The organism is Providencia sp. PROV175, assembly GCF_032707045.1.
Lineage (GTDB): Bacteria > Pseudomonadota > Gammaproteobacteria > Enterobacterales > Enterobacteriaceae > Providencia > Providencia hangzhouensis.
Genome location: NZ_CP120533.1, coordinates 1,877,360 through 1,891,707 on the forward strand (window position 1 = coordinate 1,877,360; position 14,348 = coordinate 1,891,707).

12 protein-coding genes are annotated in these 14,348 nt (G+C 41.6%); 8 read left to right on the forward strand and 4 right to left on the reverse strand.

Going from position 1 to position 14,348, the window contains the following annotated elements; translation table 11 throughout:
- The first annotated feature begins 169 nt into the window (after positions 1–169).
- The 6 genes from P3L44_RS08215 to menE all read left to right on the forward strand — a co-directional run bounded on the left by P3L44_RS08215 (position 170) and on the right by menE (position 7,299).
- Complete coding sequence (locus P3L44_RS08215; RefSeq protein WP_140172577.1) at positions 170–1,504, forward strand: isochorismate synthase; 1,335 nt, start codon at positions 170–172, stop codon at positions 1,502–1,504.
- 119 nt (positions 1,505–1,623) lie between these two features.
- Entirely contained in the window at positions 1,624–3,297 is a 1,674-nt protein-coding gene (gene menD / locus P3L44_RS08220; protein WP_272662206.1) for a 2-succinyl-5-enolpyruvyl-6-hydroxy-3-cyclohexene-1-carboxylic-acid synthase, read from the forward strand.
- On the forward strand, positions 3,297–4,061 hold the full coding sequence (gene menH / locus P3L44_RS08225; RefSeq protein ID WP_140172575.1) for a 2-succinyl-6-hydroxy-2,4-cyclohexadiene-1-carboxylate synthase: 765 nt from the start codon (positions 3,297–3,299) through the stop codon (positions 4,059–4,061). The genes menD and menH overlap by 1 nt, the downstream gene beginning before the upstream one ends.
- Before the next feature lie 12 nt (positions 4,062–4,073).
- Positions 4,074–4,931, forward strand: coding sequence for a 1,4-dihydroxy-2-naphthoyl-CoA synthase (gene menB, locus P3L44_RS08230; RefSeq protein WP_004259866.1), 858 nt, complete (start codon positions 4,074–4,076; stop codon positions 4,929–4,931).
- The gene (gene menC, locus P3L44_RS08235) at positions 4,931–5,902 is read left to right on the forward strand and encodes an o-succinylbenzoate synthase (RefSeq protein ID WP_272662205.1); all 972 of its coding nucleotides are present in this window, start codon (positions 4,931–4,933) and stop codon (positions 5,900–5,902) included. Before menB ends, menC begins: the two co-directional genes overlap by 1 nt.
- Positions 5,890–7,299, forward strand: a complete 1,410-nt coding sequence (gene menE / locus P3L44_RS08240) for an o-succinylbenzoate--CoA ligase (RefSeq protein WP_272662204.1) — start codon at positions 5,890–5,892, stop codon at positions 7,297–7,299. The genes menC and menE overlap by 13 nt, the downstream gene beginning before the upstream one ends.
- Positions 7,300–7,343: 44 nt before the next feature.
- On the opposite strand, the gene P3L44_RS08245 is transcribed toward menE, so the two are convergent.
- Entirely contained in the window at positions 7,344–8,783 is a 1,440-nt protein-coding gene (locus tag P3L44_RS08245; protein ID WP_180359540.1) for a catalase, read from the reverse strand.
- A gap of 335 nt (positions 8,784–9,118) precedes the next feature.
- Here P3L44_RS08245 and P3L44_RS08250 point away from each other — a divergent pair, with 335 nt between their 5' ends.
- On the forward strand, positions 9,119–9,661 hold the full coding sequence (locus tag P3L44_RS08250; protein WP_096864878.1) for a YfaZ family outer membrane protein: 543 nt from the start codon (positions 9,119–9,121) through the stop codon (positions 9,659–9,661).
- 150 nt (positions 9,662–9,811) lie between these two features.
- On the opposite strand, the gene P3L44_RS08255 is transcribed toward P3L44_RS08250, so the two are convergent.
- Together P3L44_RS08255 and tyrP are read right to left on the reverse strand one after the other, a co-directional pair.
- Positions 9,812–10,762: an Rpn family recombination-promoting nuclease/putative transposase gene (locus P3L44_RS08255; protein WP_004259881.1), complete on the reverse strand. Its 951-nt coding sequence runs from the start codon at positions 10,760–10,762 to the stop codon at positions 9,812–9,814.
- A 281-nt stretch (positions 10,763–11,043) separates the two neighbouring features.
- Entirely contained in the window at positions 11,044–12,252 is a 1,209-nt protein-coding gene (gene tyrP, locus P3L44_RS08260) for a tyrosine transporter TyrP (protein ID WP_036958089.1), read from the reverse strand.
- A gap of 419 nt (positions 12,253–12,671) precedes the next feature.
- On the opposite strand from tyrP, the gene P3L44_RS08265 reads away from it, so the two are divergent.
- Positions 12,672–14,012 carry an anaerobic C4-dicarboxylate transporter gene (locus P3L44_RS08265; RefSeq protein ID WP_096864880.1) on the forward strand — a complete coding sequence of 447 codons (1,341 nt, stop codon included), beginning with the start codon at positions 12,672–12,674 and terminating at the stop codon, positions 14,010–14,012.
- A gap of 72 nt (positions 14,013–14,084) precedes the next feature.
- Here P3L44_RS08265 and yfaE read toward each other — a convergent pair whose 3' ends face one another.
- Entirely contained in the window at positions 14,085–14,348 is a 264-nt protein-coding gene (gene yfaE / locus P3L44_RS08270; RefSeq protein ID WP_004259896.1) for a class I ribonucleotide reductase maintenance protein YfaE, read from the reverse strand.

A 14,348-nucleotide genomic window follows, 5' to 3' on the forward strand; every position in this document is an offset into this window, starting at 1 on the left:
GATAATTATAGTGATGTACTAAAAACAATTTGTTTATTGCAGATAATCTGTTTTTAGTGCTGAACCGGTGACATAGCATTTACTGTTAGTCATCAATGTATTAAAAAATGGTTTTGCGCTATATAATAACGCGTAGTGAATTTGTGTGATGTAGCAGTGGGAATCTAAAGTGAACTATAAAAAAATTGATCAACTGATAACTGAAATTTTGGATCATTTGTCTACATTGACACTAAAAAACCAAGAGTTTATTCGTTTTGTTTGGCAATTGGATGCGCAGACCGCTTTCCCTGGTCTTTCATGGCTATCAGTGCAAGAAAGCTACCCTCAATTTTACTGGTATCAACGGACGGGAGCTGAAGAATGTAGTGCTCTTGGCATGGTGAAATCTTTTGATTCGATAGATAAGGCTCAAGCTTTTTTATCGCAATACCCTGATATACCAGAAATGCGCCTATGGGGGCTTAATGGGTGGAATGCCGTCGGGGATGGGATCCCTGACGAGATAAAACGTCAAGCAACATTTTGTTTTTTACCTCGTATTGAAATTCATCGACTACGTTCAATGATTAACGTTAGCATCAATATAGAAGGTGAAGAAGATCGCTTAAATGCCATTCATCTTTTACAGCAATTAAAATCCGCTTCTCAAGTGACATTGGCACTGAATGCGGATATTACTGCGCAAGAACATATTCCTACTCATGATGAATGGTGCCGTTTATTAAATTGCGCTATTGATGATATGAAGTCAGGGAAAATGGAAAAAGTGGTTATGGCAAGGGAAACAAAACTCACCCTGTCTAGACCCATTGCGGTTGCTCAGTTTTTAGCACAAAGCCAGCAAGTGAATCATCATTGCTACCATTTTATGATGGCCTTCAACGCGCATTCTGGTTTTATTTCTTCAACCCCCGAGCGTTTATATTTACGTCAAGATGGCCAATTAAATTCTGAGGCCTTAGCGGGAACCGTCGCTAATGACCCTGATGATGCAGTCGCAGCAGAGTACGCTAAATGGTTGATGGAAGATAAAAAAAACCAACATGAAAACTTAGTGGTTGTTGATGATATTTGTCAACAATTGCAAGGGGCAGTGACTGGGGTAGATGTGTCTTCAGCAAAAGTTATTCGTTTAAGAAAAATTCAACACCTTTATCGTTCAATTGTTGCAACGCTAATCACCCCTTCTGATAGCGATTGTTTACAACGCCTCCAACCTACCGCTGCCGTGTGTGGTTTGCCACGAAAAGTCGCTCGGCAATTTTTAGCCAAAAATGAACCTTTTTCTCGCGGCTGGTATGCAGGAACGGGTGGTTTTATGAGCTTAAATAAAAGTGAATTCGCGGTATCTCTACGTTGTGCGCAAATAGAGGGTGCACAGGTCTCATTATATTCAGGCGCTGGTATTGTCAGTGGCTCAGACCCAGAGCAAGAGTGGATAGAAATTGAAAATAAAGCGGCTGGGCTAAAGTCTTTATTTGAAAATAACGAAAAACCATAAAATAAAAATGGTTATTTTCTTTTTTATTTCAATTAGTTCATCAAAAATTGTCCTGAGATCAAGAAATTTATTTCAGCCAGTCTAAACTAATTGATAACTAATAATTTGCTGAGCATATTATGTCGAATTCTGCTTTTAACCTCCGTTGGGCTGAAGTGATTATCGAAGCACTGTCTCGCCACGGAATGAAACACATCTGTATTGCGCCTGGTTCGCGCTCAACACCCTTGACCCTTGCGGCGATTAACCATGGTAAATTGCATTGCCATACGCATTTCGATGAGCGTGGTTTAGGGCACCTAGCTCTAGGTTTAGCAAAAGCCAGTCATGAGCCTGTAGGGGTTATCGTTACCTCTGGTACAGCTGTTGCAAACCTTTACCCTTCATTAATTGAAGCCGGTTTAACAGGGGAAAAGGTGATTTTTCTTACCGCTGACAGACCGCCAGAATTGATTGATTGCGGTGCTAATCAAGCTATTCGGCAAACACATATTTTTGCGTCTCACCCCTCTCAATCATTAATGTTGCCACGGCCGACGCAAGATATTTCAGCGAAATGGTTGGTCACCGCGATTGATAATGGCATGAACCAGTTACACCATGGTGGCTTTCATATTAATTGTCCATTTGCAGAGCCACTATATGGTGAAATGGATGGGGAATATGAGTGGCAGCAAACACTTGGAGAATGGTGGAATTCTTCTCACCCGTGGTTAACTGAGCCATTAACCCATTCCGTCGCATTGGTTGCGGATTGGTATTTTTGGCGTCAGAAAAAAGGCGTTGTGATTGCAGGGCGAATGACAGCGAGTGAAGGGGAGTTAGTTGCAAAATGGGCACAGGAACTTGGATGGCCAGTACTCGGTGATGTGCTGTCTCAAACCGGACAACCTTTTCCATGTGCCGACTTATGGCTACAACATCCAGAAACTCAGTCTATTTTAAAAGATGCGGAATTAGTCATTCAGTTTGGTTCAAGCTTAACGGGAAAACGGCTCTTACAATGGCAAGCCAATTGTGAGCCGCAAGAGTATTGGATTATCGACTCAATACCTCAGCGGTTAGACCCAGCCAATCATAAGGGAAGAAAATTAACCTGTTCAATCAAGGGTTGGCTAGATAACCATCCTGCACAGCCGAGAAGCTTGTGGTGTGAGTCGCTGCCCACTTTAGTGCAAAAAACTCAACACCATGTGCGCCAACGCTTACAAGCGCAGTTTTCAGAAGCCGCAGTTGCACACCAATTACCTGAACTGCTGCCTCCACGAGGCCAACTATTTGTTGGCAACAGCTTAATTGTCCGTTTGGTAGATGCACTAGCACAACTTCCATTGGGCTATCCTGTTTATAGTAACCGGGGCGCGAGTGGTATTGATGGTTTGATTTCTACCATGGCAGGTGTTCAACGGGCAACAGCATGGCCAACATTGGCTATTGTTGGGGATATTTCTGCACTATATGACTTGAATAGTTTGGCTTTGTTGCGTGAGCCTTCAGCACCCACCGTTCTGATCGTGGTGAATAACAATGGTGGGCAAATTTTTTCTATGTTACCTACACCAGACGAAGCAAGACAAAACTATTACTGTATGCCGCAAAATGTCAGTTTCGAGCCCGCGGCGAAAATGTTTGGCTTACAATACTGTGCGCCGACAGACTGGACAACACTAAAAAATACCGTTCAACAATTTTGGCGCCGTCAACAGGGCACATTGCTGGTGGAATTGCAGGTGGCAAGTGATGAAGGCGCCTGTACGTTAAAACAACTATTGAATGAAGTTGTGGAACTGTAATGTTATCTGCCCATAGACATAATTCAGTCTCATCTGCTCCTTGGGTCATCTGGCTGCATGGCTTGTTAGGTAGTGCCGATGACTGGCTACCTGTGATTGAACAAACACGTGCTTTTCCATCGTTAGCGGTGGATTTACCAGGGCATGGCGGTTCTCACTCAGAGCCATGCCAAGGTTTTTCACATTTTGATCAACAACTCAGCGCTCTTTTACATTATCATCAAATTAATGAATACTACTTGGTTGGCTATTCACTCGGTGCTCGGTTAGCGATGCATTTTGCCTGTCACTATCAGCCTAACGGATTATTAGGTTTAGTGATTGAGGGGGGCAATGTGGGATTAGTCAATGAACAAGAACGAGTTGCTCGGGCGGCTAATGATAAGGCATGGGCACAACGTTTTCGTTCAGAACCCATCGAAGAAGTGTTAGATGATTGGTATCAACAAGCTGTATTTGCTGATTTGTCGACCACTCAGCGCCAACATTTAATTCAGTTACGTCGGCAAAATAACCCGCACAGTATTGCTGCTATGCTAGAAAATACATCATTAGCAAAGCAACCTTTCTTGGCGGACAAATTGCATCAATTGACCTGTCCTTATCGTTATTTTTGTGGCGAAAAGGATAAAAAGTTTCGAAGCGTTTCGCAACAATATGAATTACCGTTAACGCTAATTGAAAATGCAGGGCATAATGCGCATCGGGAAAACCCAATGGGCTTTGTAGCTGCACTACACCATTTTTTATCACACTGTGGTTAAAGGAATCTGATAATGATTTATCCAAGCGAAGAAAAATTATACGCACCAATTGAATGGCAAGATTGCTCTACAGGGTTTGAAGATATTCGCTATCATAAATCTCCTGAAGGGATTGCAAAAATTACGATTAATCGCCCAGAAGTGCGTAATGCTTTTCGTCCACAAACCGTGAAAGAAATGATCCAAGCTCTATCTGATGCACGCTATGATGACCAAGTTGGAACTATCATTTTAACGGGTGAAGGTGAAAAAGCATTTTGTGCCGGTGGTGACCAAAAAATTCGTGGCGACTACGGCGGGTATCGTGACGAAAGTGGTACTCATCACTTAAATGTATTAGATTTTCAACGTCAAATTCGTACTTGTCCAAAACCTGTGGTGGCAATGGTCGCCGGTTTCTCTATCGGTGGTGGTCATGTGTTACATATGATGTGTGACCTGACTATTGCTGCAGATAACGCAATCTTTGGCCAAACTGGTCCAAAAGTTGGCTCATTTGATGGTGGCTGGGGTGCGTCTTATATGGCACGTATTGTTGGGCAGAAAAAGGCACGTGAAATCTGGTTCCTGTGCCGCCAGTATAATGCACAAGAAGCGTTGGATATGGGGCTGGTTAATACTGTCGTTCCTTATGCTGACTTAGAAAAAGAGACTGTGCGTTGGTGTCGTGAAATGCTAGAGAACAGCCCAATGGCATTACGTTGCTTGAAAGCCGCCTTGAATGCAGATTGTGATGGTCAGGCTGGCCTGCAAGAGCTCGCAGGTAATGCCACTATGTTGTTCTATATGACAGATGAAGGGCAAGAAGGCCGTAACGCCTTTAATGAAAAACGTGCTCCAGACTTCTCTAAATATAAGCGTAATCCATAATGCGTAAAGCCCGTATTTATTCGTTCAGCCTGCCGATGGAGGCAGGCGTTATCCTTCGCTATCAGCGACTAAAAACGCGTGATGGGCTTTTAGTCTGTTTACAAGATGGGGATAATGAAGGTTGGGGAGAAATTTCGCCTCTACCTGAATTCAGTCGTGAAACATTAGAAGAAGCAACCGCAGAAACTATTAAGCGACTGAATGAATGGGTGAAAGAAGGCAAAATTTCTAATAGTTTATTACCCTCTGTGGCTTTCGGGTGTAGCTGCGCTCTAGCGGAGCTGGCAGGGGAGCTTCCTGAACAAGCGGATTACCGCAAAGCGCCTTTATGTAGTGGCGATCCTGACGATTTAATCTTAAGCCTTGATGCAATGGAAGGTGAGAAAGTCGCTAAGGTTAAAGTCGGTCTATATGAAGCGGTACGTGATGGTATGGTGGTTAACCTGTTACTAGAGGCAGTTCCAGAACTGAAACTGCGTTTGGATGCGAATCGCAGTTGGACCCGAACAAAAGCCGACGGTTTTGCTAAATATGTTAACCCAGACTACCGTAGTCGTATTGCGTTTTTAGAGGAGCCGTGTAAGACCCGTGAAGAGTCACTGCAATTTGCAGCAGATACTGGCATTAGTATTGCTTGGGATGAAAGTGTACGTGAGGAAGGCTTTATGGTAGAAGCGCAGGAAGGGGTTTCTGCGATAGTCATTAAACCGACCCTGACAGGCAGCTTGTCATATTGCCGCTATTTAGTGGAAGAATCACATCGCTTAGGGTTACAAGCTGTGATTAGCTCATCCATTGAAAGTAGTTTTGGTTTAACACAACTTGCTCGTGTAGCGCATTGGCTGACGCCAAATACCATTCCAGGCTTAGACACGGTATCACTTATTCAATCTCAATTGGTACGGCCTTGGCCACAATGTGATATTCCGCTTCAGCAGTTAGATGATTTAGCACTTGTATGGCAGAGCTAGTTCACTTTAAAGATTGGCCTTGGCAACACTGGGCCAATCTTCGTCCCAATTCGATAGCACTGGTAACAGAGTCACAAAGTATCAATTGGGAAAGCTTAAACCAGCAAGTTACTGACCTGAGTTGTTACTTTGTAATGCAAGGGATAGAGCAGGGACAGTGTGTGGTACTGAGAGGAAAAAACTCAGTGGAATTATTGCTCTGCCAACTGGCACTGATTACTTGCGGTGCTCGAGTTTTACCGTTAAATCCACGGCTGCCTGAACGGTTATTAGCGGAATTATTGCCTCACCTTAACGTTAGCGCAGTCATTGATTTTACTGATGAATCAAATCTGTTAGCAAATTATCGTAATTTAGATTATCAACTTTATTACCATTTTATTAGTGATGAAGAGGTTGCTCCGGTTATTTTTCAAGAGGTTATTCAGCAGCCCGCTACGTTGATTTTAACATCGGGATCGACAGGCCTACCTAAAGCCGCTGTTCACAGTATCGCTGCGCACTTAAATAGTGCAGCAGGTGTTGTTAATCTGATGAATTACCAGCAAGGAGATTGTTGGTTACTATCGCTGCCGTTATTCCATGTATCTGGTCAGGGGATTGTTTGGCGCTGGCTTCTTAAAGGTGGCTCACTTGCGGTCAAAAACCTTCCTTTGGCTCAAGCATTGCATGAGGTCACTCATGCCTCTTTAGTTCCGACCCAGTTATGGCGTTTATTAAATGATAAATCAGTGACTAATATCGCATTGAAAGCCGTTTTATTGGGAGGAGCGAGTATCCCTTCAACCTTGACGGATCTGGCTCAACAGCATGGTATTGCTTGTTGGAGCGGCTATGGGATGACAGAAATGGCATCTACGGTTTGTGCGAAACGGGCAGACGGTAAAAAAGGTGTCGGTTTACCCTTAAAAGGCAAGCAAGTTCGTCTTGTGGATGATGAAATTCAAATCCAATCAAACAGTCAGGCTCTGGGTTATTGGTTTGATGGGCAACTTCACCCATTAAATTGCCTAGATAACTGGTTTAAAACCAATGATAAAGGGGCTTTTATTGATGGGGAATATCAGGTTGTTGGTCGTCTAGATAATTTATTTATTAGTGGCGGGGAATGTGTTCAACCCGAAGATATCGAATCAGTCATAAATTCACATCCTGATGTCAGCCAAAGTTTTATTATACCTATTGATGATGTGCAATTTGGGCAACGTCCTGTCGCGGTTATTGAAGCAAATGAGTCAGTGGATTTAAATCAGCTGGCGGATTGGTTAAAAGATAAACTCGCTCCATACCAATATCCTATGGCATTTTATTATTTAGACCCTGAATTGAAAGCAGGGGGAATAAAAGTGTCTAGGCAACAAGTGAAGAAGTGGTTGTTAGCGAGAATAAAAGAATAGGGCGAAATAGTGGCGGGGTTATCCCCACCACTTAATGACTTACACTATTTTAGTGCTTTTAGCGCTTTTTCGACACCCGCACCGTATTCAGGGTGAACTTGTTTAAATAACTCGATTTGGCGCACTTGTGTGGCTTCAGTAGCGTCAATCAGTTCACCGGCAATACGTTTAAACATACGTTGGTGCTCGGCATCATCTAACAACTCATATAATGCACGTGGCTGGCTGAAATAATCTTGGTCTTCGCGGTGATCCCAATGGTCAGCAGCACCTTCAATAGATAATGGTGGTTCGCTAAAGTCTGGTTGTTCTTGGAATAATCCGGCTTCATTTGGCTCATAGGTCACATGGTTGCCGCTATTACCGTCAACACGCATTGCCCCATCACGGTGGTAATTATGGAACGGGCAACGTGGGGTGTTTACTGGGATTTGGTGATGGTTGACACCAAGACGATAACGATGAGCATCGCCATAAGAGAACAGGCGGCCTTGTAACATTCTATCTGGCGAGAAACCAATACCCGGAACCACGTTAGCAGGGCTAAAAGCGGCTTGTTCTACGTCAGCAAAATAGTTGTCTGGATTACGATTAAGTTCAAAATAACCGACATCAATTAATGGATAATCTTTGTGTGGCCATACTTTGGTTAAGTCAAATGGGTTATAAGGAACTTGAGAAGCTTCTTTTTCTGGCATAATTTGCACTTGCAAATTCCAGCGTGGGAAATCCCCTTTCTCGATGGATTCAAACAGATCTCGCTGTGAACTTTCTCTATCTTTACCCACTAACTGCTCAGCCTGTTCATCAGACAGATTTTGAATACCTTGTTGGCAACGGAAATGGAATTTGACCCAGAAACGTTCATTGTTACTGTTGATGAAACTATATGTATGGCTACCAAAACCATGCATATGACGGTAACTTTGTGGGATACCACGGTCACTAGCATCAATGGTTAACTGGTGTAAAGATTCAGGTAATTGGGAGAAAAAGGCCCATTTATGTTCCATTGTACGCAGGTTAGAGCGAGGGTCACGTTTAACTACGTGGTTTAAATCAGGGAATTTTAATGGGTCACGGAAATAGAATACAGGGGTGTTGTTACCCACCATATCCCAGTTACCTTCTTCAGTATAAAACTTTAATGCGAAGCCACGAATATCACGTTCTGCGTCGGCAGCTCCACGTTCGCCTGCAACGGTAGAGAACCGAGCGAACATTTCTGTTTTTTTCCCTACTTCAGAGAAAATTTTTGCACGAGTATAGCGGCTAATATCATGGGTTACGGTAAAGGTACCGAAAGCACCAGAACCTTTTGCGTGCATACGTCTTTCAGGGATTACTTCACGGTCAAAATGGGCAAGTTTTTCTAAAAACCAAACATCCTGTAATAACATTGGGCCACGTTTACCCGCTGTCATGACATTATTATTATTGGCGACTGGGGCGCCTGAGGCGGTAGTAAGGCCTTTCTTTTTCATCACAATGCTCCTTTGTTTGGATTAAATGACTACACAAACCTAACTAATAAGTTAATATTTTGTAAAAAATAAAAAACACGACTACAACAAACTTGTAATTCAGTATAGTTATTATGGAATTGATTATCTAATTAATATAACCAATTACTGTGATTACAAGTAAGAAAATACGTATTTATCGCACTTTTTTGCACTAAAATTTTTGATGCGTGAAATTTTGTAATGAATAACGAGGGCTTTTATCGAGGCTATAGCGTAAATCTAGGTAAGAATGGCTGAAAATAGGGTGAGATTCGCGTAATATCCATAGGTAATAATATCAAGAGGATAAAATAATGCGCAAATTATTATTATTGGCAGCAGCGATGTCACCATTATTCGTAGGTACTGCACATGCAGTTTCAGTTAGTGCACAAGCAGGTGAACATTTTACTGAGCTGTCTGCAGGGTTAGGTAACCAAAATGCAGGGTTGGCATTTAACGGCTCTTGGGCTCGTAGTGACCATGATGGGCAAATGGGTAGTATTGGTGCCACATTTGGCTTACCTATTGGGCCTTTTTCTGCATTTGTAGGGGGTAAAGGGCTATATCTATCACCTGATCACAATAGTAATGGTGCTGCATTAGCTGTTGGTGGTGGGTTAAATTGGCAGGCTTTGCCTTCACTCAATATTTACGGTGAAGCTTATGGTGCTCCAGAGCAACTGACTTCAGGCAGCAAATCGTACGTCGAAGCTAAAGCCGGTGCACGTTATACGGTATTTAAGCCTTTATCTATTGATGCGGGATATCGCTTAATTGAAATGAAAGGGACACATGGTCATAGTAGCGATAAAGTTGCTGATGGCTGGTATGTAGGGGCTGGCCTTTCATTCTAACAGGGTTATCTTGTTCATAATGCCCCTAGGCGTACATTATGTGTACGCCTAGGGCGAATTTGATGATGTAAACTTAGTTGAATATTTTTTAAAATAATTGGTTAAACTTTTAGCTGCTTATCCATAGCTATTTACTTCAGTTTTATTGCATTACTTTAATGACGTCAGCTCATCACGGCTCAATCCGGTGCTTTTCATAATAATTTCAGGGCTAACACCGTTTATCAATAAGTTGCGAGCTAAGGTGGTTTTAGTTTTTTGAACGCCTTCTTGAAGCCCTTTTTGAAGCCCTTCCTGTTTGCCTTTTTGCAGCCCCTCGAGAAGGCCCTCTTGATGACCCTTATTATGTAAGCGTTGTGCGATATTCATAATCGTCTCCTTGTGCTTTTCTGTTTGCGCTTCTAATGTGTAGATAAATTTTTCAAAATCAGTTGAGTCTAAAGCAGAAAATAGGTAATTGATGATAGTGACCACATCATTGTCGCTATTATAGTGTTGATTGAGTGCTTGCGCCAATAAAGGAAGCACATGGTGAAACTCATCTCGCAACCGTTTATGTTTCATCGCTAATTCCATAACAGCAATTTTGCGATGATTTACTAATTCATTATCGTCTATTACAGTGATATCAACCAACGGGAATGATTGTGTATATAACGTATTTGCTAGCTTGGGCTGAGGAAAACAATCTGTCCATAACTGAGTGTAAGGGTAAGGTGAACGAGTACCGTGGTAGAAAAGAATAGGAACAACTAGAGGTAATACAGTGCTTCCTTGCTGCATATGCTGATTCATTGCTAAAAACGCATAATGCATTAAGCGCCACGCCATCAGTTTATCTGGGGTTGACTGGTGCTCGACTAATAAATAAATATAGCCTGTTCCATGTGAGGTCTGTACTGAATACAGAACATCAGATAGCCGAGAGCGAAGCTGTTTATCAATAAATGATGAGTTAGTCAGCTTTAGCGTAGTGAAATCACATAATGATTTTATGTGTTTTGGTAAGTGAATTTCAAAAAAGTCACGTGCGCTGTCTATGTTTGACATAAACCTCTTAAATGCTGCATCGTGGACAGCAGAAATATTTTTCCTTTTCATTCAACCTAATTCCTTATTTACCTCTCAATAACTGTAAAGCAAGAGGGGTAGGGTTGTCTTTTCGGAATTATTTTCTGCCAAATGACGTAATTAAAGAAATATATATTAAATTATATGCAAATAATATATATGTGGAGATAGAGTAGGAATGCTAGGGGATTATTGATTGATTGCGGATATCAAACGATGGCCACCTTGATTGGGAGTGAGGATAGTTAATTTCAGATAAACAAAAGCCGTAATTTGAAGTTATCCGAATTACGGCTTAATTTATCAATTTGTTAGCCGACGTTCGGTAAGAAGCCGGCAACAATCGAAAATTGGATAGCGATTACTGCCACACCACATGCCAACACTAAGGCTAAAATAGGTGTACCACCTTTAACTTGATACCCACCTTGAGATTCTAATTTACGTACACGTAATGTTAGCAATGCAGGAATAATCAGCGCTAAGACCGAGAGTGCAACAGCTGCATAAGTTAATGCTTGTACGAAACTACTAAAGAATAGGGCAGCCAATAATGGCGGAACAAAGGTGAGTAAGCCTGTTTGCACTCGACCGATAAAATGATTACTCCGTTTGAATAAGTCGGCGAGGTAATCAAATAAGCCTAATGCGACACCTAAGAAAGATGTGGCCAACGCTAAATCCATAAACAAGCTGACGGCGATATTAACGCGAGGTGTAGCGACAACATCGCGGATCGCGGTGAGTAACCCATTTAGACCTGATTCCTGCGCTAGTATTCCGAGAAAAGTATGTGATGGAATAGACCCTAACGTCGCAATCTGCCATAGAATATAAGCAACTAAAGGAATTGCGCTTCCGGTAATGAAAATCATACGTAATTTACGTACATCCCCATTCATATAGTTAACTAAACTTGGGACGCTGCCATGGAAACCAAAAGAGGTAAAAATAACGGGTACTGCGGCAAGGATAAGGCCTTTTTCAATTGGCATGGTGCTTAAGTTTACGGCTTCCGCGTGTGGCATCATTACAACTAACATGATGACTAAAAAAATCGTTTTTGCTGTGAATAAAATTCGGTTAATAAAATCGACGGAATGCGTACCAATACAGACAACTGCACCACCAATAATAGTAAATGCAATAATGGCAGTGTCAGTTGAAATTTTAAAGCCCCACCATGAAGACAGACTATCTGAAATTAATACGCCAGCTCCACCGATATAAGCGGTTGTTAATGCGTACATTAATAGCAGCATACTTAGCCCAGTCACTATCTGGCCAATTGGGCCAAGATATTTTTTAGCAACGGAGCCTAAGCCCATATTGGCAGGGTTATGCTGATACACTTCAACTAACAGTAATGAGGTATAACTCATTAACATCCATAATCCAACAAGCAAACAAACGATGCCTGTGAAACCGACTCCTGCAGCGGCAAGTGGCATTGCCAACATCCCTGCACCTATTGTTGTCCCTGCAACGATTAACACACTGCCAAGCGTACGATTCTTCACAAGTTCCTCTAATTGAATTTGAATAATTAATAAGTGATGCAGATTATGCGATTGCAAGTTCTCTGTCAAATGTAAATTACAGTGAGTGTAATATTAAGTTTACACTGATAATCAAGTAGATAGAGAGACTCAAGACAATGAGCAGAGTTAATAAAGTAAAGAAAAAATGATGATTTAAAGTGACTAAAGGTAAATTTAAATGGAGTAAGTTGTTAAAATTGGTGTAGTAGTTGATTGATTTTTATCAAAATGGTAGGTAACGGAATAGTATGTCAGTTACTTAATTAAAATTATGTGATGAGGTCAAAATAAAAGCATAAAAAATAAAACTAAATTGATTTTGAAGTTATCATAAATCAAATTAATGCTTGAAAATCATCCCGATAATATATGTAAACATATATATAAAGGATGGAACTATGGACTTTATGATTCAACTCGCCATTATCCTTGTTTGCTTATTCTATGGAGCAAAAAAAGGGGGAATGGCACTCGGGCTATTAGGTGGTGTTGGTCTAGTTATCTTAGTTTTTGGCTTTGGTTTACCGCCTGGAAAACCGCCTGTTGATGTAATGCTTGTTATCATTGCTGTTGTTGCCGCATCAGCAACGTTACAAGCATCAGGCGGTTTGGATGTCATGCTGCAAATTGCAGAACGACTACTGCGGAAAAACCCTAAGTACATTTCTATTGTGGCACCTTTTGTGACATGTATCTTAACCATTTTGTGTGGTACAGGGCATGTGGTGTATACAATTTTACCTATCATTTACGATGCGGCGATTAAAAATAATATTCGCCCTGAAAGGCCAATGGCTGCGAGTAGTATTGGCGCGCAAATGGGGATTATCGCTAGCCCAGTTTCAGTTGCCGTTGTTTCATTAGTCGCAATGCTAAATGGTGTGACAATCAATGGTAAGTCACTCGAATTTTTGGATTTATTAGCAATTACTATTCCATCAACATTAATTGGTATTTTAGCTATTGGTATTTTCAGTTGGTTTAGAGGTAAAGATCTCGATAAAGACCCTGTATTCCAAGAGTTTATCTCAGTCCCTGAAAACCATGATTATGTCTATGGTGACAGTGTGACACTGCTAAATACCAAATTACCGAAAATTAATTGGGTCGCGATGTGGATTTTTTTAGCTTCCATCGCAGTTGTGGCATTACTTGGCGCATTTTCTGAACTTAGACCGCTAGTTAACGGTAAGCCACTGTCCATGGTTTTAGTCATCCAGATGTTTATGTTATTAGCAGGTGCGCTAATTATCATTATTTGTAAGACTAATCCAGGACAAATTTCAAAGAATGAAGTATTCCGTTCAGGGATGATTGCGATTGTTGCAGTATATGGTATCGCATGGATGGCAGAAACCATGTTCGGTGCTCATATGGATGAAATTAAAGGAACTTTAGGTTCTTTAGTGAAAGATTTCCCTTGGGCTTATGCAGTTATCTTATTATTAGTCTCTAAGTTTGTTAACTCACAAGCAGCTGCTCTGGCCGCTGTAGTACCAATTGCACTAGGGATTGGTGTTGACCCGGCTTATATTATCGCTTCTGCACCTGCGTGTTATGGGTATTACATTTTACCAACTTACCCTAGTGACCTTGCGGCAATTCAATTTGACCGTTCTGGAACAACGCGTATTGGTAAATTTGTTATCAACCACAGCTTCATTCTACCGGGGTTAATTGGGGTGGGTGTTTCTTGTGTATTTGGTTGGATATTTGCGGGATTATATGGTTATTTATAATCAATAAAGCAAGTGAATAAAAAGTGATTGCACAGGTAACTGATAGACAGCTGTGCAATCACCTATTTTAGATTAACCAATTTCAATATCTGAAAGTGGATGACAGCAACAAGGCAGAATTTCTCCATCTTGCACAAATGCAATAGGTTTTTGCTTATAGCCCACTTTCCCATGTAATAACGTCACTCGGCATGAACCGCAGTAGCCTTCACGACATTGATATTCTACAGGAATACGGCTGTCTTCTAAGGCTTCCAACAAACACGAATGGACTTCAGTATGGAAGGGGACTTGAACACCCTGCGTTAACCGCAGGGTGATTTTATGGCTTGCCAT